20 protein-coding genes are annotated in these 22,520 nt (G+C 62.5%); 6 read left to right on the forward strand and 14 right to left on the reverse strand.

The genetic code is table 11. From position 1 onward, the window contains the following. Positions 1 to 46: 46 nt before the first annotated feature. The 4 genes from M0D66_RS23770 to M0D66_RS23785 form a co-directional block, all read right to left on the reverse strand. On the reverse strand, positions 47 to 1,603 hold the full coding sequence (locus tag M0D66_RS23770) for a class I adenylate-forming enzyme family protein (protein ID WP_211706342.1): 1,557 nt from the start codon (positions 1,601 to 1,603) through the stop codon (positions 47 to 49). After that, complete coding sequence (locus M0D66_RS23775; RefSeq protein ID WP_093644493.1) at positions 1,600 to 3,318, reverse strand: long-chain fatty acid--CoA ligase; 1,719 nt, start codon at positions 3,316 to 3,318, stop codon at positions 1,600 to 1,602. Before M0D66_RS23775 ends, M0D66_RS23770 begins: the two co-directional genes overlap by 4 nt. A 113-nt stretch (positions 3,319 to 3,431) precedes the next feature. Then, the gene (locus M0D66_RS23780; protein WP_200621102.1) at positions 3,432 to 4,667 is read right to left on the reverse strand and encodes an acyl-CoA dehydrogenase family protein; all 1,236 of its coding nucleotides are present in this window, start codon (positions 4,665 to 4,667) and stop codon (positions 3,432 to 3,434) included. Positions 4,668 to 4,753: 86 nt separating this feature from the next. Then, a complete protein-coding gene (locus tag M0D66_RS23785; RefSeq protein WP_211706341.1) occupies positions 4,754 to 5,527 on the reverse strand; it encodes an SDR family oxidoreductase in 774 nt (257 codons plus the stop codon). A gap of 265 nt (positions 5,528 to 5,792) precedes the next feature. Between M0D66_RS23785 and M0D66_RS23790 the strand changes: the two genes are divergently transcribed. Beyond that, positions 5,793 to 7,598, forward strand: coding sequence for an acyl-CoA dehydrogenase (locus M0D66_RS23790; protein ID WP_093644499.1), 1,806 nt, complete (start codon positions 5,793 to 5,795; stop codon positions 7,596 to 7,598). A gap of 75 nt (positions 7,599 to 7,673) precedes the next feature. On the opposite strand, the gene M0D66_RS23795 is transcribed toward M0D66_RS23790, so the two are convergent. Next, entirely contained in the window at positions 7,674 to 8,567 is an 894-nt protein-coding gene (locus M0D66_RS23795) for an IclR family transcriptional regulator (RefSeq protein WP_093644501.1), read from the reverse strand. A 103-nt stretch (positions 8,568 to 8,670) separates the two neighbouring features. Beyond that, on the reverse strand, positions 8,671 to 9,963 hold the full coding sequence (locus tag M0D66_RS23800; RefSeq protein ID WP_093644503.1) for an MFS transporter: 1,293 nt from the start codon (positions 9,961 to 9,963) through the stop codon (positions 8,671 to 8,673). Positions 9,964 to 10,166: 203 nt separating this feature from the next. On the opposite strand from M0D66_RS23800, the gene M0D66_RS23805 reads away from it, so the two are divergent. Next, complete coding sequence (locus tag M0D66_RS23805; protein WP_093644505.1) at positions 10,167 to 10,535, forward strand: BON domain-containing protein; 369 nt, start codon at positions 10,167 to 10,169, stop codon at positions 10,533 to 10,535. A 102-nt stretch (positions 10,536 to 10,637) separates the two neighbouring features. Here M0D66_RS23805 and M0D66_RS23810 read toward each other — a convergent pair whose 3' ends face one another. From M0D66_RS23810 to M0D66_RS23835, 6 genes are all read right to left on the reverse strand, one after another. Beyond that, the gene (locus tag M0D66_RS23810; protein ID WP_211706340.1) at positions 10,638 to 11,786 is read right to left on the reverse strand and encodes a DUF1501 domain-containing protein; all 1,149 of its coding nucleotides are present in this window, start codon (positions 11,784 to 11,786) and stop codon (positions 10,638 to 10,640) included. A gap of 5 nt (positions 11,787 to 11,791) precedes the next feature. Further along, entirely contained in the window at positions 11,792 to 13,336 is a 1,545-nt protein-coding gene (locus M0D66_RS23815; RefSeq protein WP_093644507.1) for a DUF1800 family protein, read from the reverse strand. Between the two features lie 74 nt (positions 13,337 to 13,410). Then, positions 13,411 to 13,944, reverse strand: a complete 534-nt coding sequence (locus M0D66_RS23820; protein ID WP_200621109.1) for a periplasmic heavy metal sensor — start codon at positions 13,942 to 13,944, stop codon at positions 13,411 to 13,413. Then, positions 13,941 to 14,360, reverse strand: coding sequence for a hypothetical protein (locus tag M0D66_RS23825; protein WP_093644511.1), 420 nt, complete (start codon positions 14,358 to 14,360; stop codon positions 13,941 to 13,943). The genes M0D66_RS23820 and M0D66_RS23825 overlap by 4 nt, the downstream gene beginning before the upstream one ends. Next, positions 14,357 to 14,917: an RNA polymerase sigma factor gene (locus tag M0D66_RS23830; protein ID WP_093644578.1), complete on the reverse strand. Its 561-nt coding sequence runs from the start codon at positions 14,915 to 14,917 to the stop codon at positions 14,357 to 14,359. The genes M0D66_RS23825 and M0D66_RS23830 overlap by 4 nt, the downstream gene beginning before the upstream one ends. Positions 14,918 to 14,964: 47 nt before the next feature. Beyond that, a complete protein-coding gene (locus M0D66_RS23835; RefSeq protein WP_200621110.1) occupies positions 14,965 to 15,285 on the reverse strand; it encodes a YXWGXW repeat-containing protein in 321 nt (106 codons plus the stop codon). A 380-nt stretch (positions 15,286 to 15,665) separates the two neighbouring features. Here M0D66_RS23835 and M0D66_RS23840 point away from each other — a divergent pair, with 380 nt between their 5' ends. The 3 genes from M0D66_RS23840 (at position 15,666) to M0D66_RS23850 (ending at position 19,884) form a co-directional block, all read left to right on the forward strand. After that, complete coding sequence (locus M0D66_RS23840) at positions 15,666 to 17,456, forward strand: phospholipase C (protein ID WP_211706339.1); 1,791 nt, start codon at positions 15,666 to 15,668, stop codon at positions 17,454 to 17,456. A gap of 200 nt (positions 17,457 to 17,656) precedes the next feature. Then, positions 17,657 to 19,108, forward strand: coding sequence for a cytochrome-c peroxidase (locus M0D66_RS23845; protein ID WP_200621112.1), 1,452 nt, complete (start codon positions 17,657 to 17,659; stop codon positions 19,106 to 19,108). Positions 19,109 to 19,191: 83 nt separating this feature from the next. Beyond that, positions 19,192 to 19,884, forward strand: a complete 693-nt coding sequence (locus tag M0D66_RS23850) for an HAD family phosphatase (RefSeq protein WP_200621113.1) — start codon at positions 19,192 to 19,194, stop codon at positions 19,882 to 19,884. A gap of 35 nt (positions 19,885 to 19,919) precedes the next feature. Here M0D66_RS23850 and M0D66_RS23855 read toward each other — a convergent pair whose 3' ends face one another. Continuing rightward, complete coding sequence (locus M0D66_RS23855; RefSeq protein WP_093644519.1) at positions 19,920 to 20,312, reverse strand: carboxymuconolactone decarboxylase family protein; 393 nt, start codon at positions 20,310 to 20,312, stop codon at positions 19,920 to 19,922. A gap of 297 nt (positions 20,313 to 20,609) precedes the next feature. Between M0D66_RS23855 and M0D66_RS23860 the strand changes: the two genes are divergently transcribed. Beyond that, positions 20,610 to 20,858 (forward strand): hypothetical protein, encoded by a 249-nt coding sequence (locus M0D66_RS23860; protein ID WP_093644521.1) that lies wholly within the window; start codon positions 20,610 to 20,612, stop codon positions 20,856 to 20,858. Positions 20,859 to 20,943: 85 nt separating this feature from the next. Here M0D66_RS23860 and cysS read toward each other — a convergent pair whose 3' ends face one another. After that, a complete protein-coding gene (gene cysS, locus M0D66_RS23865; RefSeq protein ID WP_211706338.1) occupies positions 20,944 to 22,329 on the reverse strand; it encodes a cysteine--tRNA ligase in 1,386 nt (461 codons plus the stop codon). Between the last annotated feature and the right edge of the window lie 191 nt (positions 22,330 to 22,520).

The raw sequence follows: 22,520 nt of genomic DNA on the forward strand, positions 1-22,520 counted from the left end.
GTTGGTCTATCCAGCCAGGTGTATTCAGATGTCTCTATACGCTGTGCTAACGCGCGGCGGGATAGTACTGCTCGCGCAATTCCCGTTTCAGCACCTTGCCGATCGGGCTGCGCGGCAACGCGTCGACAAAGGTCAATGCGGAGAGCCGCTGCATCTTGCCGAGCCGCGCGTTGACCCAGGCCAGCAGCGTGTCGGCGTCGCTCGGCGCACCCGGGCGAAGCACCACGAACGCAACCGGCGTCTCGCCCCATTGCTCCGACTGCGCACCCACCACGGCCACATCCGCGACATCCGGGTGCGAGCACAGTTCAGCCTCGAGGTCACTCGGATAAACGTTGAAGCCGCCCGAAATGATCATGTCCTTCTTGCGATCGAGCAGCGTCAAGAATCCGTCTGCGTCGAAGCGGCCCATGTCACCAGTTCGGATGAAGCGCTTGCCGCTCGGGTCATACCACTCCGCCTCGGCAGTCTTCTCCTGTTGACGGTAGTAGCCGGTCATCATCGCGGGCGAATGGCCGACGATCTCGCCCACCTCGCCCGCTGCGACCTCGTTGCCGAGCTCGTCGATCAGACGGATGTCGTGACCTTCGATCGGTTTGCCGACCGTATGCAGCTTGGTGGGACATTCGTTGGCCTCCAACTGACACGAGCCACCGCCTTCGGTCATGCCGTAGTACTCAGTGAGCTTGCCCGGCCAGCGGCGCACCACGTCCGCCTTCACGCTCGCCGCGAACGGCGCGCTGGTGCAGAACTTGGCCCGGAAGCTGGATAGGTCGTAACGGTCGAAATCCGGATGCGCCATCAAACGTTGATACTGGACCGGCACCAGCATGGTGTGTGTGACGCTGTACTGTTGCGCCAACTCGAGATAGCGTGTGGCGTCGAATTTCGGCATCAACACGACTGTGCCGCCGAATGTCAGCGTCGGCATGAAACTTACGAGCGTCGTGTTCGAATACAACGGCGTGGAGATGAGCGTCGTGGCATCTGGGCCATAGCCGCGTTCGATGCTGCGCACCGCATAAGCCCAGCGCATGCCGTGCGACTGCACGATGCCTTTCGGCGTACCCGTGGTGCCAGACGAATAGATGATGTTGAATGGCCACGCCGGATTGATCGTGACCGCTTCAGGCGTTGCGCCCTTGGGCGCGAGCCATGCTTCAAGCGGGGTGCTGCCTGCGTGCGCATCTAGCGCGATGGGGATTGCGCTGATCTCTGCAGCCACCGGTTCGAGCAAACGCTTGACGTCGGCATCGAGAAACAACAGCCGCGCACCCGAGTTGCCGATCATGCTGACGAGACTCGCCGCGCTCGACGACGGCGCGAGCGGCGCGACCGCCGCCCCTGCCCGCAGGCCGCCGAGAAACACCACAGCGTATTCCACCGAGGCGGCCGCGCATAACGCAATCGCGTCGCAAGGCTTGATACCGTCGCGCTGCAATGCGGCGGCAAAACGATCGACTCGTGCGTCAAGCGCGGCATAAGTCACGACCTCGCCGTCGCAGATCAATGCCGCGTGCTCACCGCGTTCTTTGGCGAAGCGGCGCAGCATGTCGGTGATGCAGACGAACGGTTCGTCCACTAACGCTTCGAGCCATGTCATGACGAGGCGCCTCCTTTGCCACCGTTGTTTTCACTCGCCGCGGCCGTGCGTGCCGCGTCCTCTTCCTGCAACTTGCGCCACAGAATTTTGCCGCTGCCCGACTTGGGCAGCGACGTCACGAACTCGACAATGCGCGGCGCCTTGTAAGAGGCCATCTGATCGTGCGCCCAGTCGATAATCGCCTGCTCGGTGATCGTGCCGGCTTCCGCCGCGGCGGGCACCACCAGCGCCTTGACCGTTTCGCCGCGCTTCGCGTCCTTCACGCCGATCACGCACACCTCCTGGATCGCGGGATGCCGGTACATAAGCGCCTCGACTTCCGCTGGCCACACCTTATAGCCCGAAGCATTGATCATGCGCTTGAGGCGATCGGTCATAAAGAAATAGCCGTCCTCGTCGATATGACCGAGGTCGCCAGTACGCAGAAAGCGCTTGCCGTCGAGTTCGATAAACGCTTCTTCAGTCGCCTTGGGATTGCGCCAGTAGCCTTGCATCACCTGCGGCGCGTTCACGATGATCTCGCCGGTTTCGCCTTGCGGTAGTTCCTGCAGCGTGACCGGATCAATCACGCGCGAGTCCACGTCGAATACGGGAATGCCCAGGCACTGCGGCTTCGGCCGATGCGGGGGGTTGATGTGCGTGCCGGCAATCGTCTCCGACATGCCATAGCCTTCGACATAATCGAGCCCTGTCAGCGACTTGAGCTTTCTGGCAATCGCGTCCGGCATTGCCGCGCCGCCGCCGCGTGCGCCCGTCAGGCTCGACAGATCGTATTCGCCAAGCTTCGGGTTCGACAGAAAATCGACCATCATCGCCGTGATCGACTGCCATGCGGTCACGCGATATTTCTGCATGCATAGCGCCGCAGCTTCGCGATCCCAGCGCGGCAACACGATAATTGTTGCCCCGGAGAAGACCGCGCTGTTCATGCCGCCTTGCATGCCGGTCACGTGAAAGAACGGCAATATCGATAGATACACACCGTCCGGCGGCGCCGAGAACCAGACGCAGCCGCCGAGCAGCGTGCTCATCACGCTGCGGTGCGTATGCATGCAGCCCTTCGGCTTGCCGGTGGTGCCGGACGTGTATGGCATCACGCACAGATCGTCCGGACCGGTGGTAAGCGGACCCGGCGCGATATGCCGTTCGAGCGCCTCGCGCCAGGACGTGACGCCGGGAATATTGAAGGTCTTGCGCGGCGCGGCCACGAACTCCGGCACGGGAATCGGCGATGGCCGCTTCAGATAATCGCTATACGTCGCGACGATCACGTGCTCGATGCCCTTCCCCGGCCCCTTGCCGATCAGCGGCTCGACGTTCGCGAACAGGCATTGCGGCGCAATGATCGTGGTCGCCTCGCTGTCCTCGACGTAATGCGCCAGCTCACCGCTCATGTTCATCGGATTGACCGGCACCACGACGGCGTTCGCACGCAGGATCCCATAGTAAGCGATGATCCATTGCGGGCTGTTCTGCATGTAAAGCAGCACGCGGTCGCCCGCCTTGACGTGGCATTCCTGCTGAAGGAATCCCGCGATACGCTCGGTTTCGTCCTTGAACTCGCCGAACGTAACCGCCGTGTCGTAGAAGACGATGAACGGTTTGTTGGGAAAACGCGCCGCCGACACCTCGGCGTTATAGAAAATATTGGTCTCGGGCAGCGTCAGATGCAATGGCACTTGCGGCGGCCAATTCGGGTGATGGCGTTCGTTCATAGGCGTCTCCTGCCTTTACTGTCTGTGCGCGTTTCACACGGATGGTGCGCGCTTCGTTCACATCCGCCGCGTGAAGGACGCGGCGGGTTAATGCGTCATGGCAATCAAGGGACTCAGTTGCTTGATGAATGCCCGAGATGACGTCCAAGCTCCATCTTCGCAATGGCGTTACGGTGCACTTCGTCAGGGCCGTCCGCGAAACGCAGCGTGCGCGAACTCGCATACGCGCGAGCGAGGCCGAAGTCGTCGCTGACCGCGCCGCCACCATGCACCTGCATCGCCCAGTCGATCACCTGGCATGCCATGCTGGGCGCAGCCACCTTGATCATGGCGATCTCCTGACGCGCGTCCTTGTTGCCGACCGTGTCCATCTTGTGCGCGGCGTTCAGCACCAGAAACCGCGTCTGGTCGATCATGATGCGTGCGTTCGCGATCCGCTCGCGGGTGACGCCCTGGTCCGCGATCGGTTTGCCAAACGCTACGCGTTCCAGCGAGCGGCGGCACATCGCTTCGAGCGCGCGCTCGGCGCGTCCGATCAAACGCATGCAGTGGTGAATACGGCCGGGTCCGAGCCGCCCTTGCGCGATCTCGAAGCCGCGGCCCTCGCCGAGCAGCATGTTGCTGGCCGGCACACGTACATTTTCAAAGGAGATTTCGGCGTGACCATGCGGGGCGTCGTCATAGCCGAATACCGGCAGATGACGCAGTACTTTCACGCCCGGCGTGTCGATCGGCACCAGAATCATCGACTGCTGCTGATGCCGGTTGGTGTGGTCCGGGCTGGACTTGCCCATAAAGATGAGAACCTTGCAGCGCGGATCGTTCGCGCCCGAGGTCCACCATTTGCGGCCGTTCAGAATGTAATCGTTCCCGTCGCGTTCAATGCGCGCCTCGATATTGGTTGCGTCTGACGACGCCACTTCCGGCTCCGTCATCGCAAAGGCCGAGCGGATCGAGCCGTCGAGCAGTGGCAGCAGCCATTGTTGTTGCTGCTCCGGTGTTGCGTAACGCACCAGCGTTTCCATGTTGCCGGTGTCCGGCGCCGAGCAGTTGAACGGCTCCGCGCCGATATGCGAGCGCCCCATGATTTCGCACAGCGGTGCGTATTCGAGGTTGGTGAGCCCCGCGCCGTATTTCGACTCGGGCAGGAACAGGTTCCACAAACCCACGGCTTTCGCTTTCTGTTTCAATTCCTCGATGACCGGTGCGGGCTTCCACCGGTTGCCGGATTCACGCGCGGCGTCCATCTGCGCTTCGAAGACCGCCTCCGCTGGATAGACGTGCTCGTCCATGAAAGCGTTCAGGCGCTGCTGCAAACTCTTGACCTTGTCCGAGTGCTGAAAATTCATGCGGCGTCTCCGGTCCCATGCAAAGCTGTTTCTATACGTAGACGCAGCGCGCCGTTGCCTGCGCGCTGCGTCTGAAGGCCACTCAATCAGACAATGATCGAGCCGCCATCCACCGCAAAATACTGGCCCGTGATATGACGCGACGCTTCACTCGCGAGGAACACGACCGGGCCTTTGAGATCCTCATCACCGCCGAGGCGCTGCAACGGCGTGCGCGAAATGACGGTGTCTTCGAGTTTGTCGAGCAAGCCCGCCGACATCTTCGACGGGAAAAATCCCGGGCAGATTGCGTTGACGTTGATGTTGTACTTGCCCCATTCCGCCGCAAGCGCCCGCGTGAAATTGATCGCCGCAGCCTTGGAGGTGTTGTACGCAATCGTGTTCATGCCCGGCGGCGAACCCTTCAACCCCGCCACCGACGCGATGTTGATAATCTTGCCCGCACGCTGCGGAATCATGCTCCGCTTGCCGACTTCACGAGCGACGAAAAACGGCGCATGAACATTCAGGTTCATCACCTTGTGCCACGCTTCATCGGGGTAATCTTCGGCCGGTGCGCCCCACGTCGCGCCTGCGTTGTTCACTAGAATGTCGATGCTGCCATGCAGGCCGAGCACTTCATCCACGAGACCGGGGATACCCTCGAAGCGCTGCAAATCGTTGACGATGGTCTGCACCTCGATACCCCGGCTTTGCAGATGCGTTTTCGCTTCGGCGAGCTCATTGGCCTTACGCGCGGTGATCGCCACGCGGCAGCCCATCTCTCCCAATGCCTCGGCCATTTGCAGGCCCAGCCCGCGCGAGCCTCCGGTGATCAGTGCAACCTTGCCGTCCAGTTGAAACAGGTCTTTCACAGACATTACGACGCTCCTCCAAGTTGTTCTGCAATGCAGACTTCTATTCCAGATTTGCTGACCATCATACGTGCCGAAATTCAGCCTGTAAATAAAAGCACGCTCATTCACTTTTGATTTAAACTGACACGCATCGTCGATGGGCCGGTCATCGGGACTTACCCGAATACCGCACTTTTCAATCGAGCCGCGTCTATGCGATTTCGTGGGTTTCCGCGCTTGTCGCGTAGTTGTTCTGCATAGCGGCTCACCTTTGGACGGGTCTTCTCCCATGCAAGATGCGCTGATCATCAACTCGCGTGATCTGGAATTCCAGTTGTTCGAAGTGCTCGAGGCCGAGACGCTCACGCAGCGCGCACGCCACGCCGACCACACTCGCGAGACCTTCAATGCGGCGCTCGAAACCGCTCATGCGGTCGCCGCCGAAAAGTTCGCGCCGCACAACCGTCTTTCGGACGAGCAAGAACCGCAATTCGACGGTCAACGCGTCACGATCCTCACCGAGGTCAAAGACGCACTCGACGCGTTCCGCTCTGCCGGTTTTCTTGCTGCAGGCAAAGATTACGAATGGGGCGGCATGCAGTTGCCCTCGGTGATTTCCTTTGCATGCCTGTCGCTCTTCAAGAGCGCCAACATCGCCACCTCGTCTTACGCGATGCTGACCACGGCGAATGCGAACGTGATCGAGCGCTTCGGCAGCGCGGCGCAAAAGCGCAAGTATCTGCAGGCCCTATTCGAAGGCCGCGCGTTCGGCACCATGGCGCTGACCGAGCCGCAAGCGGGCTCGAGCCTCTCGGACCTCGTCACCAGTGCGACGCCTAACGAAGACGGCACCTATTCGATCCGCGGCAACAAGATTTTCATTTCGGGCGGCGATCACGAGCTGAGCGAGAACATCGTTCACCTGGTGCTGGCGCGCATTCCCGGCGGCCCCCCAGGCGTCAAAGGCATCTCGCTCTTCACAGTGCCGAAATTCCATGTGAATGACGACGGCAGCCGCGGTGCGCGCAACGACGTCGCGCTCGCGGGCTTGATTCACAAGATGGGCTGGCGTGGCACGACGTCGACGATGCTCTCGTTCGGTGAACGCGGCGAATGCATTGGTGAACTGGTGGGCGAACCGCATCACGGCCTCGCGTATATGTTCCACATGATGAACGAGGCACGCATCGGCGTCGGTCTCGGCGCGGTCATGCTCGGCTATCGCGGCTATCTGGCGTCGCTCGATTACGCACGCGAACGGCCGCAAGGACGTCGCCCGGATAACAAGAATCCGCTCGATCCGCAATTGCCGTTGATCGAACACGCCGACGTCCGCCGCATGCTCCTCGCACAAAAAGCCTATGTGGAAGGCGCGTACGCGCTGTGCCTGTACGCGGCGCGCCTCGTCGACGAACAGAACACCGGTGAGAACGACACTGCACGCACCGAAGCGGGCCTGCTGCTCGATCTGCTGACGCCGGTGGTGAAGTCGTGGCCCTCGCAGTGGTGCCTCGAAGCGAATAGTCTGGCGATCCAGATTCACGGCGGTTACGGCTATACGCGCGAATATCCGGTCGAACAGTTCTATCGCGACAATCGCCTGAACATGATTCACGAAGGCACACACGGTATTCAGGCCATCGATCTACTCGGCCGCAAAGTCGTGATGAAACAGGGTGCGGCGCTTAAGCTGTTAGGGCGTGAAATACAGCGCAGCGTCGAATCGGCTCGCGCTCATCCGGCACTGCAAGCGTATGCCGATTCACTCGTCCAGGCATGGAGCGAATTGACCGGCACGGTTGAAGCGTTATTGCCCACGCTCGTCAGCGAAAGCGAACGTGCGCTCGCCAACGCGAATGCTTTTCTCGAAGCGTTCGGGCATATCGTGATTGCGTGGACGTGGTTGCGGCAGGCGATCGTTGCGAGCGCCGCGTTACCCGAAGCGAAGAGTGAAGCCGACCGTGACTTCTATCGCGGCAAGCTGCATGCGTGCCAGTGGTTCTTCCATTGGGAATTGCCGCGCGTCTCGCTGATGCTTGCCACGCTGCGCAGTCTCGACGATACGACGCTCAGCATGGCGCCTCAGTGGTTCTAAACGCTGCCGCTCAGTGCGGCTTCAACGCGGCGTTCGATGCGGCTATCGACGCCGCTTGATACCGCCTGACTCCGCTCAATGCGACAACGCGACTTCCAGCTGCGTCACCACGTCGATCAGACGCGGCCGCACTTCTTCGAGCAGGAACTCTTTGGAGAGTTTGAACGAAGGTCCGCCGACATTGATCGCCATGATCGGCAGCTCGCCACCCGGCTGGAAAGCACGCGCGATGCCGTTCACCTCTTTCTGCCAGTCCCCGAACGAAGTCGTCACGCCGAGCGTGCGGTAATCTTCGAGCGCATTCTCGATGCCGCGGCGTGTTTTCGGCCACTGGACGTGATCGAGCTCACGCACCTGCTCCATAAAGCTGAGACGGTCGTGTTCAGGGATCGCCGCGAGCCACGCGCGGCCAATCGCCGACGTGGCGACCGGAATACGCGAACCGACTTCCAGCGTCAGCGTGAGCGCCACCGAGGCCCGGCAATTTTCCACGTAGATCATCGAGAGCCGGTCGCGCGTACCCAACGACACAGTTGCGCCGACGATATCGGCCAATTCCTGCATCACCGGCCGGGCAATCTTGCGGACATCGAGCCGCGCCAGCATCGCGCTGCCCAGCGCGAGCGAAGCCGTGCCGAGCCGGTACTTGCCGCTCTCTTTCAAATGAATCAGATAGCCGAGCAGCGTCAGCGTGTGAGTCAGACGCGATACGGTCGATTTCGGCAGCTTGCAGCGCAATGCGAGTTCCTGATTGCTCAGCGATTTGTCGCCTGAGCGAAAACACGCCAGCACCTCGAGCCCGCGCGCGAGTGCCGTGACAAAATGCCGGTCGTCCTTGTGCGCCTCGTGCGCCGTCCGGCTCGCGAGAACCGAATTCGCGCCGGCGGATGTAGCGGGTGTCTGCTCACCGTCTCCCGCGCTCGGGTCCTCGACCGGATGATCGACCGGGCTGTGATTGGTTTTGCTCAAAATGAAACGCGCTCCCGCGAAACGGCACCATCTGAAGGACAAACCATAGTCCGGAACGGGGGTGATCCGGGCTGCGGAATTATAGACAAATGCAAAAAACCGCTCAGACTTCTTCTTTCGGCGCAGCAACCACCGGGCTGAAGAAATAAATGACGGCGCCGATCGCAAGCGGCACGACGGTCACGGAGAACAGCCCCGAATAGATCCCCGCGTTCGATAGATGCGCCTGTTTTGCGACACCCGCGATCCAGCCGAAACAACTGCTGGTCAGCGCCACGCCGAGAAAAACGAGGCTATTGAGCAGGCCCAGACCGAGACCGAGCCGGCGCGGTGCAATGATGGCGCGCGCTTGCGACATCACGAGCGGATGGATCGAGCCGACCGAGAACAACACGCAGATCAACGCGACACTGACGCCCCAGTTGCCGTCCGGGCTGACCGCGAGCACCAGTGCCGCCAGCACGCCGGCAATCAGCCACAGCAACGAGATAAGCTTGGGCGCGCAGAACCGCACGACCACCGGAATACAGAAAGATGCGGCGATCCCGATCACGCTGGTGACGGTCATCGCATTGCCGCGCGCGAGGACGTCGAAGCCGTACACGTCGGCGAGATACGGCCCACCCCATGACGTACGGAACGTGCTGCCGACCGAAAGCGCGAGGCAGGCCGGCATCAAGGTCCAGAAACCGGTGCGCCGTTTGACCCCGCCTGCCGCGTGTTGCGATGCAGCGAGGCTTTGCTCATGCGCGGCCGCATCGCGCCGGCGCACGAAACATACGACGCCAAGCGTCGCGCATAGCATAGCCAGCGCAGCGGTAACCATGACCGGCCGCCAGCCGAAGCTGGCCGTCGCTCGGCTCAGCGGAAACGCGGCCAGCAATGCGCCCGCCATGCCGATCGCACTCGCCGTCGTGACAGCACGCACATTGCGCGTGCCGTGGCCGGAATGCAGCACGTAGTTGAGCAACCCCATAAAGATCGGCGCGCAACCCAGTCCGATGCCGGCTTGCGCGACGAGCGCCACGGTTGCGTTCGTCGTCATCGAAAGAATGCCGGCGCATGCAGCGCCGATGCCCATCAACAACGCGGTCGGGCCGCGCACGCCGTAGCGGTCGAACATGACACCGACCGGCAGTTGCGCGATGGCGAACACGAGGAAGAACGAGCCCGCGAACCAGCCGAACATCTGCGGCGAGAAATGATAATCGCCGATCAGCTGGGTGGAAATCACGGCGATATAACTACGGAAAAACTGACTCAGTACATAGCTGAAGGTCAGTGCCCACAAGCCATAATCGATCGACGATGCAGCGGCTTCCGTGCGTGTTTCGTGTAGTTGTTCCTGTACGCCATCAGACATCTGCAGTACGCCCTGGATGATCGAAGCCGTCATGATAGGCGAATCGGGCGACAGGCGGCCAGGTCAGTTTTTTCAACGCTCGCGCGTTTGCTGGAGTATTGTTTAAGCGCGCCGGGAGCTTCACGACGTCACTCTTCTACAAGACCGGAGGCCCCACGCGGGCGGAAAAGTGCTTGCAGGCGCATGTTTTTTGCATGCAACGATGCGAAATCAACTTTTCGAGGAATGGAGAAAACGTGAAAACAGTCAATCTATTGAAGGCGCTCGGCATCGCATTGTGTGTGGCGACTGCGTCCAGCGCCTATGCCCAATCGAGCGACGCGATGGCGTCTGGCACCATGGCGGCGCCGGCTCCGAATTCGAAAGCGATGAAGAGCACGGACCGCAAGTTGGGTCTGGCCGTGCGCAAGGCTTTGGGCAAGGCACAGGGTTTTGACGTGTCGAACGTGTTTGTCCGGGCGCGCGGCGGCGCGGTGACGTTGACTGGCACGGTGCCCGATGGCGCGCAAATCCCACAAGCTGAGGAAATAGCCAAGGGTGTTTCAGGCGTGACCTCGGTGAACAACAAGCTGACGCTCGGCACGCAGGGCGGCGGCGGGGGTTGATCGCGTCTGACGATTGACGATTAACGAAAGCCGGGTAGTGACGATGGGTAGCGCCGCAAGAGCCAATTTGCGGCGCTGTCTGTCGTTCTGGCGGTTTTCGGCTTATGCACGCACGAGCCCTGTCATTGGGTGCATGCCTGCGGTCTGGCCAAACAATCTAGCGGCGGTACGCTGCGGATCGAGTCCGAGGCTTTCGCTTGCGGCGCCGGCGAGCAACGCATCCAGCGACATCGTCGGCTTGAGGTCGCGCGCTTCGTAAAGGTCGCCCGGTTTCAGGCCAGGCCAGTCGGCGAGCACACGTCCGCCCGCCACCGCGCCACCCAGCATCATCGCCACCGAGCCGGTGCCATGATCGGTGCCGCCCGTGCCATTGGCGGCGGCGGTTCTGCCGAACTCGGTTGCCACTACCACGGTAGTCTTGCTCCACAACGGCCCCATGCCGTCACGCAACGCGGCCAGCATCGTGTCAAGCGCTTTCAGCTGATTGGCGAGGCGTGCGTTTTGCGCCGTGTGGGTGTCCCAGCCACCGGTTTCGATCATCGCAATTCGCGGACCATCGTCGCGTGACAGAAAACCGGCCGCGAGCTTGCCGAGGCTCGCCGGGTCCTGACGCGCTCCGGCGTCGCCCGCGAGTCCGCGCGCGGTCATGGCCGACTCCCATAGCGGGCGCAATTGCGCATCCTGGTCGTACAACTGCGAGACCCGCATGAGCAGATCGTCGGGCGCCTGCGGCAACCCCGAGGGCGCGTACGAGGTCACCGCCGCGCCGCCGCGCAGCGCCATCGGCACGGTCGGCGCGAAGGCGATCGCGTTCTCGCGCGTGGCGGGCATCGATGCGACCAGCCGGTTCAGCCAGCCGTCCTTCATCTGATACGGCGAGGTGCCACCGGTCTCCAGCACGTTCTGCCCGTCGAAGTGCGAGCGGTCGCGATACGGCGATGCCACTGCGTGCACGAACAGCGCCTGGCGATCCCCATACATCGCGGCGGTCTGGACCAGCGAGGGATGCAGCGCGAAGGTGCCGTCGAGACGGGTCGCCTTGGACGCATCGATCGCAAGCGCACCGCGCAATGTCGCGTAGGCGGGTTCGGCGTACGGCACGACGATGTTCAGGCCATCGGCTGCACCGCGCTGGATCACGAACACGAAGCGACGATCCGTTGCGACGCTGGCAAAGGCGATCCGTGACGACACGAGAATCGCGCCCGCGCCGGCAGCGGCAATGCTGAGAAATTTGCGGCGTGAAAACATGGCGTTCATCTCCGTTGAAAATCCGGCGAGACCAGCAGCAGCGCGATCGCGGTCGATGCGCTTTCGGCACGCGATACGGCGGTGGCAGTCGGCGCACTGAGCGAGCCGGCCAGCAAGGTCTGGCCGAGCGAGCGCGCATCGAGCCGGTCGCCGACCCGCGACGCGAAACGCTGCGCCACTTCGACACGGCGCACGAGCGCATCGGGCGCCGCCCAGCTCGCGGCAATGTCGTCGTAGCCGGCGGGCGAACCTGGGCGCCATACAGGCTGACCGAGTTGCGTCAGGATGGGGGCGGTCTGCATGGTGCCGATGTCCTGCCAGCCGAGTCCGCGCATCGAAGAAATGGTCCATTCCCACGGCGTTTTGAACTTCACCGCAGCCGGGGACCATGCCTGCGGCATGTCGAGCAGCGTCCGGTACACGGTCGGCAGATCGCCGCCGCTGCGCGCGAATGCACTCGCCAATCGCTCGCTCACCGCCGGTGGCGGATTGTCCGCGACGAAGTGACGGGCAAGCTTGCCGCCAATGTGCTGCGCCGTCGCGGGCGAGCTTGCGAGGTCGTGCAGTATCGCCAGCGCCTGCTCTTCTCCCGGCTGGTCGTAGCGGCGGCCCATGATGGTGCGCGAACCCGGCTCGTGCAGCGCGACGCGAAACACGAAAGTGCCTGGCGCGGCGTTCGTCTGCAGCCCCTGCCCGCGCGGGTTGCCGGGATTGCCGGGGTTGCCGGCGAGGCTCCAGCCGGTCAGCGCACGGGCGAATTCCGTGACGTCGCCCTGGCTATAGCCGCTGCGCACGCCGAGCGTGTGCAGCTCCATGATTTCGCGCGCCAGGTTCTCATTCAGACCGCGTTTGACGTTCGGATTGCGCTCCGCTGCGCGCATGGCTGCCATGCTGTCCGGTCCAACCGAACGCGTCTGATCGAGAAACAACTGCATGGCCGGATGACGTTCGACGGCGACCAGCATGTCTTCGAAACGGCCAAGCACGTGCGGGCGGATCGCTTCCGCTTCGAATGAACCGGCCAGCGCCGCGACGGCGGGCTTTTCCGTCGACACCGCGAAGTGGTTCGCCCAGAAATGAACCAGCCGCTCGACGAAAGGCGTCTGCGTAGTCAGCGCGCTTGCGACCCGCGCGTTCACCGCGGAACGGTACATGTCGAGAATTTCGCCTCGCAGCGCTTTTCGTTCGGCTTGCTTAGCAGTTTGTGCAGCGGGTTCTGATGCGCCCTGCCCGATGGTTTGCGGGTTGGCCGGCCCATTGGTTTGCATGCTGACCTGCGCGTTCGTCTGACTGGCGGCCACGCCTTCGCTGACGTTCTGCTGGGTCTGCCGATTCAGTTGATTCAGCTGCATGCGCTGTTGTACGAGCTCGCCCGACAGCGCCACCGAATCAGGCTGGCTCGCCCACGCGGCAGGCCGCGGCTGATACTGCTCGAACTGCGCGAGCAGCCATCCCTTCGGGTCGGCGGGCGGCGTATCGTCGGCCCGCGCGCCGAGGCCGAAGCGATTCAGCGCAATCGCCGCGGCATTCAGGTTCGGTGATGTGGCCATACCATCCTCTTCGGCGTTGGATATTTCTTTAAACGACCGTCACGCTCTGATCCGTCGCGGCCGTTCAGAATTTTTTATTCGCCCGACGCTTCACTCGAAGGTTCACTTGCGGCCGGCTTCGGTGGCTTGTTTGCATTGGCGGCCGGCTGCGGTTCACGCCATTGTCCGCGCAGCTTCAGGCTGTCGGCGAATGCGACGCGCTCTTCGGGCGACAGCGTCGCCGCAAAATCCGCCACACTGCCCTCCACTTGCGCGCGCAAGCTGCTGTCGGCCGCACGCGTGCGGGCCAGCGCTGCGTCCAGTGCCGCGCGATCGAACTGCGGCGCGGCGAGCAGGCGCAATACTTCATGACGCCCTTCGCGGCCATCGCGGGCATATTGCCGGCCCTCGCGGCGCGCATTCTTCAGGCCGTCGATGAAAGCCTTCTGACGCTCGGCCGGCAGCGTTTCGGCGGCAAAGCGCAGCGCCGTGCGCTGCTGCGCCAGCACCGTGGTGGTCGCGCCATGCGCCGCAAACCATTGATAAGCACCTCCGACAATCGCGCCCAGCAGAAATACGTTGAGCACCAGCGAAGCCACCAGCACGATTTTCCATGACCGGCCGTTCATTCGCCGCTCCAATCGGCGGACGAACCACCGAAGCTCGAAGTTAGATAAGAAGACTCGTGTACTTGCGGAACCGTCCCCGTCAAAACGAAGAACGAGACCGCAAAGGCGCCGGCCACGCCGCCCAGCACGCCGACGCCTGCCACCGCCGCACCCGACCACCACAATTTCCGGCGTGGTGCGCTCGGCCGCCGTCCCGGCGCGCTGCCGATGATGCGCCGCTGCAAGGCCGCGCGAGGCGGATCGACCTTGTCGGCGGCCAGCAAGGCATCGATGCCGGCCGCGTCGGCCAGCAACACGTCGGCCTCGGCACGATGCGTTGCGGCCCATGCCTCTGCCGCTGCGCGTTCCTGTTGCGGCCAGCGGCGCGGATCGGCGCCGTAGGCTTCGACGATCTGATGGAATCTTTCGGGCGTCATGACTTGTCCTTGCTAAGGCCGCTGCCGGCCAGTTGGGCGCGCAGATTGCGGCGCGCACGTGCCAGCAGACTTTCCAGCGCATCGACCGTGATGCCCATCAGGGCGGCAGCGTCGATGTTCGACATCTCCTGGTAGTAATTCAGCACCAGCGCCTCGCGCTGTCGTGCCGGCAATGCGGCGAGCGCCTCGCGAACGCGCTCGTCCTGGGCGCGCGCTTCGAGCGCGGCGTCGGGCAGCGCAGCGGGGTCGATCTCATCGGGCATGTCGTCTTGCGGGACTTCGCGGCGGCCGCGCAGACGGTCGTAGCAAAGATTGAGCGCGACACGATGGACCCAGGTATCGACCTTCGCCTCGCCTTCGCGCCAGCGCGAAGCCTGTTTCCAGATTCGCACGAAGACCTCCTGCGCCACGTCTTCCGCTTCCATGCGGTCTCCCAGCATGCGCGTGGCGAGCGCGAGCAGACGCGGCAGCTTGCGCGCGACGAGCGAGCGGACGGCGGCCGGGTCTTGCCGGGCCACCCCCTCGAGCAATTCCGCATCGGGATCGCGTTCGCTCAAGGTATGCGGCTCCGCAGCGAGCCAAAGAGCACCATGGCGCTCAACGTTCAGGCCCAATGCCCTTCGACCCAACGCCAGTTAGGTCCGCGCTGCACCCAATGCCCCGGCACCCAGCGATAGCCGACACGCACCGGCTGCCAGTGGCCGGGCACCCACACATAACGGCCGTGCTCCCAACGCCAGCGGCCCTGATCCCAGACGTAACCCGAACGCGGCGCTGGCATCACTTCGACGCGCGGCGGTGGCGGCGCCATCGGCGCGACAATCACCGCCTGCGCGAAGGCAGGCGCAGCCGTCAGCGCTGCAGCGCATGTCATTGCTGCAGCGAGCACGGAAGTCAGAAGGCGGACCGGTTTGGTCGATGTCATGTTGGATTTCTCCCATAAGAGCCGAAGCCAGAAGCGGCTGCGTTTCTTCTTGAACGCCGCAGCCGGAAAAATCCGTCGTTCCCCTTCGCTCTGAATGGCGCTGAAAGAAACGCGCCGCTGCACGCGAATCGAGCAGGCCGCAACAGCCTTTATATCGCGGCCCCACGCAAGCGGAACGACAGCAAAAGTTATCTAAATGAATGGCGGCCGATAGGTGACGTAATGTTCGCGCCCTCAAATCTTAATCAGCGGGTGTTTCAATGCGCCCAGTTTCTAGCGGTAAGACCCTCAGCTGTATTTCTAACAATATCCCCAGCGAACATCCACACGTGCATTACCTGGAAACGCTGAACGGCGAAGTCGAATCTGGAGCCAGTCACATGTTCCGTAGAACCCTCTTACCCATCCCGTTTGCGGCGATGCTTGCGCTCGCTGCTTGCGGCAACAATAGCGTGAGTTCGACGGCGTCCGCGCCGCCGGCTGCATCGACACCGACAGTCACGGTGTCCGCGCAGGATGCCGTCACGACAGCCACGCCGATCAAACACGTGGTGGTGATCTTCGGCGAGAACGTCTCGTTCGACCACTACTTCGCAACCTACCCGCAGGCCAACAACCCGGTCGGCGAGCCGCAATTCACCGCAGCCGCAGGCACGCCGTCGGTCAACAACCTCAGCACCAACAACCTGATCACCGCGAACCCGAACGCGCTGTCGACCTCGCCGAACACGGCGGGCCGCACGGTGGGTTCCGTGACGATCGCGGGTCTCGGCCTGCCGGCCGCCGACCTGCTGCCGTTCCGTCTCGATCGTTCGCAAGCCAATACGTCGAGCCAGAACCACGCGTATGCCGCGGAACAGCTCGCGTATAACAACGGTGCGATGGACTCGTTCCCGCTGTTCACGGCAGCAGGGTCGACGATCGCCGGCAGCACCGGCGCGTTCGCCACGAAGGGCCAGGTGCTCGGTTACTTCGACGGCAACACGGTCACGGCGATGTGGAACTACGCGCAGAACTTCGCGATGAACCAGAATGCGTACACGGACACGTACGGTCCGTCGACGCCTGGCGCACTTGAAGTCGTCTCCGGCCAGAACAACGGCGTCGTGGTGACGGGCGGAACCTCGGCCAATGCGATTCCTGACTCGGCCGGCGGCTTCACGATGATCGGCGACCTGGATCCGACCGGCGACGTCTGCACGATCGCGGCAGGCAGCACGGTGACGGGCGCGATGACGTCCAAGAACATCGGCGACCTGCTCAACGCGAAGGGCCTGACGTGGGGCGGCTTCATGGGCGGCTTCAACCTGACGACCACCAATGCCAACGGCACGACCGGTTGCGCACGCTCGACGTTCTCGCAAGTCCTGAACGCGACCAAGACCGACTACGTGCAGCATCACGCGTGGTTCCAGTACTACGCCAGCACGGCCAACCTGAAGCACACGCGTCCGACGTCGACGGCGCTGATCGGCGCGACCGACCCGCTCGACAACACGGCAACGCCGGTTCACCACCAGTACGACACCGACGACTTCTTCACTGCGGTGAAGGCGGGCAACTATCCGTCGGTGAGCTTCCTGAAGGCGCCGGCAGTCGGCGACGGCCACCCGGGCAACTCGGATCCGATCGACGAGCAGGCTTTCGTCACGAAGGTGATCAACTTCCTGCAGCAACAGCCTGACTGGAAGAACACCGCCGTGATCATCGCCTACGACGATTCGGACGGTTGGTACGACCACCGCTACAAGGCGCCGACGAGCGCGTCGTTCGACTCGACCACGGCGCAATCCGCTGGCGGTGCAACGATCGCCGGCAGCGACAACCTGAGCGGCACGGGTCAGTGCACGGCAACGGGCGCGGTGCAACCGCAGGGCGTGAATGGCGGCGCAGTGAACGGCCGTTGCGGCCCGGGTACGCGTACGCCGTTTATCGTGGTGTCGCCGTGGGCGAAGGTCAACTTCGTCGACGATACGCCGATCACCCAGGCGTCTGTGGTCAGGTTCATCGAAGACAACTGGCTCGGCGGTCAACGCATTGGCAGTGGTTCGTTTGATGCAACGGCAGGCAGCATCATGAACATGTTCAACTTCTCGGGCTCGGGCAACAATCCGACAGTGTTCCTGGACGAGAACCTGGGCACGAAGCTGTCGGCGGCGCCGGCTAGCTGACCCGCAAACGTGCGGACTGCCCTTCCGGTGCGACTGCCGTCACGTCATGTACGAGCGCGGCTCGTGCATGACGACGCGACACGCAGCACGAGGAAGAACACGAAACACATCAAGCTGTAGTTGGGCGTCGAGCCAGTGCAAACGTGCTGGCTCGATTTGCTTTTTGGTCGCACCTGATCGAATCACTTGTCACTACCGCCATGAATCATCCTTCAGACGCCGTGCTGCCCCCGCATCTGCCTGCCGGCGGTGAGCCGGGTCCCGTCATTACCCGTCGCGCCTGGCTCAGGCTGCTCGTGTGGAGCGCCGTCGGCATCGTGCTCGCGCTCGCTGTGGTTTGCGCGTACGCACTCGTCTACCCGGAACGGATGCCGCCCGCAGTGGGTTCGATCGTCGAGGAAATCACCGGCGCGAATCCCAATCCGGTTCATTTGATGCGTCCGCAGGACGCGCCGCTGAGCGCAGTTGCGCTGCTCGGCAAACAGATTTTCTACGACCAGACGTTGTCGGCCTCGGGTACGCAGTCGTGTGCGTCGTGCCACTCGGCACAGCATTCGTACGCGCCGGATAACGCGTTTCCGGTTCAACTCGGCGGCGCGCACATGAATCAGGCCGGCTATCGGCCGCCGCCGTCGCTGACGTATCTGTACCGTCAGGCGCCATTCAGCATCGGGCCGGATCAGGGCGATACGGACGTGCCCGTCGATATGACACAACTGGCGACGCAGGCCGCCGGCGTGCAGCGCGCACAGAAAACGGCGCTTGCCGCACCGGCCGCGCCGGCGATGGTGCCGCAGGGCGGCCTGTTCTGGGACGGCCGCGCCGATACGCTGCAAATCCAGGCAATCGGTCCGCTGATGAATCCAGTGGAGATGGCCAACGCGACGCAAGAGGATGTCGCGCGCAAGCTGCTGCAAACCAAATATCTGGACCAGTTCAAACAGATCTTCGGAGCGGGCATCGTCAACAATCCGAGCCTGCTGATCTCGGAAGCCATGTTCGCAGTGGGACGGTATCAAACCGAAGATCAGTCGTTTCATGCGTTTACCAGCAAGTACGATTACTGGCTCGAAGGTAAAGCGCGGCTGACCCACGCCGAATTGCATGGCTTGCAGTTGTTCAACGATAAGGACAAGGCTAATTGCGCGGGATGCCACTTGAGCCAGCCCAGCAAGGATGGCTTGCCGCCGGTGTTCACCGACACGCAGTACGAGGCCCTTGGCGTGCCGCGGAATCCGGCCATTCCGGCCAACAAGGATCCGAAGTTCTTCGATATGGGTGTGTGCGGGCCGTTCCGTGACGACATGAAGAAGGAGACGCAGTACTGCGGGATGTTCCTGACGCCAACCCTGCGCAATGTTGCCGAGCGCAAGGTGTACTTCCACAACGGCGTGTATCACGACCTCAAGCAGGTCATGGACTTCTACAACCTGCGCAACACGGCGCCCGAGAAAATCTATCCGCGCGATGCTTCGGGCAAGGTACAGAAGTACAACGATCTGCCGGCGCAGTATCACGCCAATGTCGACGTGGCCGATGCACCGTTCGATCGCAAGTTCGGGGATCAGCCGGCCATGACGGATCAGGACATTCAGGACATCATCGCGTTCATGAAAACGCTGAGTGACGGGTATAAGGCTGCAGGGTCCTGATTCCATTGGGGCCGTTGCGCAGCGTCGCGCGAGCCGGTGAGGTATCCTTGCCGGTTCCGCGACCACTTTCCGTACCCTGCCCGATGGCCGATTTCCCTTTCGACGCCGTACTTTTCGACTGCGACGGCGTGCTCGTCGACTCCGAACCCATCACTAGCCGCGTGCTCACCGAAATGCTCGGCGAGTTAGGCTGGCAATTGAGCGTTGAAGAGGCGATGCAAATTTTTGTCGGCAAGGCCGTCAGGGATGAAGCCGCACTCATCGAAGCGCGCACCGGCTTCGCGATTACAACGGAATGGCTCATGCAATTTCGTGCGCGCCGCAATGAGGCACTCGATCGCGAGCTGGTGGCGATTGACGGCGCGGCGTCGGCAGTGCGCGCGCTTTATGCGTCGCTCAACGGACGCATTGCTGTCGCGTCCGGCGCGGATCGCATCAAAGTGGAATTGCAACTGGTGAAGGCCGGTATTCTCGACTGCTTCGAAGGGCGCATCTCCAGCGGTCACGAAACACCGCGCAACAAGCCGTATCCCGACGTCTATCTGGCCGCAGCCGCAAGCCTGGGCGTAGAACCGCAACGTTGCGCCGTGGTTGACGATACCGTCACGGGCGTCACGGCAGGCGTAGCCGCCGGCGCCACAGTGTTCGGCTACTGTCCGAAAGAACTGAGCCACAGCAGCGCTACCGCCTTGCATGGCGCCGGCGCGGTTCACGTCTTCCGCGACATGGCCGACCTGCCCGCACTGCTCGCCGGATGGCGCGGCGTGCAGGGTTAAGCGCGGGGCTGAGCGCGCGCCCTTACTCGACGACCTTACTCGAAGGCGGGGTCGATCGGCACGCGATACCCCACCGCGAGGCGGTTGGTCTCGTTCGCCATACCGACCACCGCCAGCAGTTCGCCAAACATCTCATCGGTCATACCCGCGCGGCGGGCCGCAGCCGTATGGCTCGCGACGCAGTACCCGCAGTTGTTTGTCACGCTCACCGCGACGTAAAGCAATTCCTTGATCAGCGGATCGAGCGCCCCCGGCGCCATCACGTCCTTCAGGCTGTCCCAGGTGCGCGCGAGCGTAGGCGGATGCTGGGCGATGTATTTCCAGAAGTTATTGACGTCGTCGACCTGGCGGGTCTGCTTGATGTCGTCATAGACGGCTTTGACTTCAGGCGAAGCTGCGGAATATTCGATGGCTTTCTGCTGGCTCATACATCCTCCTTTGCTTGCTAATGGAAATCGGCGATTCGTGCGCGAGTGGCGCGAGGTTGCCCATTGTGCCCGCAATTCCGGTGGGCGTAGCGAATGCTCGCAACGGGCGTAGCTGTTGGTGGTGCACCAACACCATAGCGTCACGAGTCGGTGTATCTCAACCATCTTGCGCGCGCGAGATCGGTTGATGTGGACGCCATGCCGCTTTGCGGCGGATGGCATGGTGTGTGCAAAGGGAATCAATGAGCGCGGCGATACCCGGGCTCACTGTTAATCCAACCCTACCGGAGATCCACCATGAAAACGCTAGTTCTCAAAGATTTGCCCCGCGCCGATGAGCTCGACCGCGCGGCTTCGCAATCCGTCCGCGGCGGCATCGCCTACCTCACGCGGGAAGCACCGTCTGCTTGCCCCGGCGGGATGATGCCGCCTATTGTCGTTCGGCGCGGCTGGGAGTGTCCGCCGATTCATTGGGGTTGTGGGCCTGTCCATGTCCCATACGGCAAGCCGCCTTGCCACTCCGAGCCTGTCGTGGTGCCGCTTTAGGCATCGCGAGAAACCGCGTGAAGCGTGAGGATAGACGGGCCAGCATGGCGACCCGTCTACTTCTCATTGCCACGCCAGGGTATCGTTACTTCCCTGTATCGCGCGGACGCAGCACCTGCCCACCCGGACCGTCTTCCACGAGCCAGCCTTCAGCTCTTAATTGCTCGCGCAGACGATCGGCCTCGCTCCAGTCCTTGGCCGCGCGGGCCTTGTCACGCGCATCGAAGAGAAGCGCGATATCGGCGGGAACATCAGGCACATCTTCCTTCCAGTCGGCGAGCCGGAGTCCTAGCACGGCGTCGAATCGATCGACCGTCGCCCGTCGCGTCGCCGCCGGGAGATCGCTTCTCACCACATCCCACAGCACGGCGAGCGCGCGCGGCAGATTCAGATCCTGGTCGACCTCGGCCTTGAAACGTTCGACGCTGTTCGCATCGGGCGCGCCTCCTTCGGGCCATTGCACATAGGCTCGACGCAAACGGTCCAACGCAGATTGCGCGGCATCGAGCGCTTCGAGATTGAAGCGCAGCGTGCTCCGATAATGCGCGCTGAGGCACAAGTAGCGATACGCGAGCGGATCGACGCCTCGATCGATCAACGTCTGCAACCGCACGAAATCGCCGCCCGACTTCGACATCTTGCCGGCGTCCAGCGTGAGGAAATGGCCGTGCATCCAGAAGTTCGCGAGGCGGGTTCCATGGCGTGCCTGAGTCTGCGCGATTTCATTGCTGTGATGCACGGCGATGTGATCCTCTCCGCCGCAATGAATGTCGAACCACGAGCCGAGGTATTTCGCCGACATCGCCGAGCACTCGATATGCCAACCGGGGAAACCCCGGCCCCACGGGCTATCCCACTCCATTTGCCGCATGGTGTCCGGCGGACTGAATTTCCATAGCGCGAAATCCGTTGCGTGCTGTTTCTCTCCTAACGCCACACGCTTGCCGGCCTGCAGGCCGGCGACATCGAGACGTGCGAGAAAGCCGTAATCGTCCTGTTTGCTCGTGTCGAAGTAGACGCCGTCGGCCGTGCGGTACGTATAGCCGTTGCGTTCGAGGCCGGCAATGAAATCGATCTGCTCGACGATGTGATCGGTTGCGCGGCACCAGAGGGCAGGCTCGAGCAGGTTCAACGCGTGCCAGTCGCTCATGAAGGCTTCGGTATATCGCTCGGCGATCGCCCACGCCGATTCGCCGGTGCGGCGGCTGCCCTTCTCCATTTTGTCTTCGCCTTCGTCGGCATCGGAAACCAGATGACCGACGTCGGTGATATTGACGACGTGCCGCACGGTGTAGCCGTTCAATGTCAGCACGCGGCGCAGCACGTCTTCGAATACGTAGGTGCGAAGGTTGCCGATATGCGCGTGGTCGTACACGGTTGGACCGCAGCAATACAGCCCCACATGGTCCGCTTGAATCGGCGTGAAAGCGCGTAAGGTGCGCGACCAGGTGTCGTACAGGACGAGTGGCATGTGAATTCCTGTGGTGTTGAGCGCGTTAGTGAACGTAAGTGCGTGAGAGCGAAAACGAAAAGATCAAAACAAAAAGCCACCGGTCTTGTGACGGGTGGCCTCAGGAATACGGACGTGTACAGATCGACTCTCTAGACGCAAGCTCCCCTTGGCAGGCTGCAACAGCATGCGTGCAAAGAATGCGAACGGGA

It is taken from the genome of Paraburkholderia sp. SECH2 (assembly GCF_030464795.1).
Lineage (GTDB): Bacteria > Pseudomonadota > Gammaproteobacteria > Burkholderiales > Burkholderiaceae > Paraburkholderia > Paraburkholderia aspalathi.

Bases quoted from the DNA above. Each gene is read 5' to 3' on its own strand.
- M0D66_RS23825 (WP_093644511.1), bottom strand. From the start codon at position 14,360: ATGACGCCCGAAAGATTCCATCAGATCGTCGAAGCCTACGGCGCCGAT.
- M0D66_RS23775 (WP_093644493.1), bottom strand. From the start codon at position 3,318: ATGAACGAACGCCATCACCCGAATTGGCCGCCGCAAGTGCCATTGCAT.
- M0D66_RS23855 (WP_093644519.1), bottom strand. From the start codon at position 20,312: ATGAGCCAGCAGAAAGCCATCGAATATTCCGCAGCTTCGCCTGAAGTC.
- M0D66_RS23800 (WP_093644503.1), bottom strand. From the start codon at position 9,963: ATGACGGCTTCGATCATCCAGGGCGTACTGCAGATGTCTGATGGCGTA.
- M0D66_RS23815 (WP_093644507.1), bottom strand. From the start codon at position 13,336: ATGGCCACATCACCGAACCTGAATGCCGCGGCGATTGCGCTGAATCGC.
- M0D66_RS23850 (WP_200621113.1), top strand. From the start codon at position 19,192: ATGGCCGATTTCCCTTTCGACGCCGTACTTTTCGACTGCGACGGCGTG.
- M0D66_RS23810 (WP_211706340.1), bottom strand. From the start codon at position 11,786: ATGTTTTCACGCCGCAAATTTCTCAGCATTGCCGCTGCCGGCGCGGGC.
- M0D66_RS23780 (WP_200621102.1), bottom strand. From the start codon at position 4,667: ATGAATTTTCAGCACTCGGACAAGGTCAAGAGTTTGCAGCAGCGCCTG.
- M0D66_RS23845 (WP_200621112.1), top strand. From the start codon at position 17,657: ATGAATCATCCTTCAGACGCCGTGCTGCCCCCGCATCTGCCTGCCGGC.
- M0D66_RS23785 (WP_211706341.1), bottom strand. From the start codon at position 5,527: ATGTCTGTGAAAGACCTGTTTCAACTGGACGGCAAGGTTGCACTGATC.
- M0D66_RS23835 (WP_200621110.1), bottom strand. From the start codon at position 15,285: ATGACATCGACCAAACCGGTCCGCCTTCTGACTTCCGTGCTCGCTGCA.
- M0D66_RS23820 (WP_200621109.1), bottom strand. From the start codon at position 13,944: ATGAACGGCCGGTCATGGAAAATCGTGCTGGTGGCTTCGCTGGTGCTC.
- cysS (WP_211706338.1), bottom strand. From the start codon at position 22,329: ATGCCACTCGTCCTGTACGACACCTGGTCGCGCACCTTACGCGCTTTC.
- M0D66_RS23790 (WP_093644499.1), top strand. From the start codon at position 5,793: ATGCAAGATGCGCTGATCATCAACTCGCGTGATCTGGAATTCCAGTTG.
- M0D66_RS23770 (WP_211706342.1), bottom strand. From the start codon at position 1,603: ATGACATGGCTCGAAGCGTTAGTGGACGAACCGTTCGTCTGCATCACC.
- M0D66_RS23840 (WP_211706339.1), top strand. From the start codon at position 15,666: ATGTTCCGTAGAACCCTCTTACCCATCCCGTTTGCGGCGATGCTTGCG.
- M0D66_RS23860 (WP_093644521.1), top strand. From the start codon at position 20,610: ATGAAAACGCTAGTTCTCAAAGATTTGCCCCGCGCCGATGAGCTCGAC.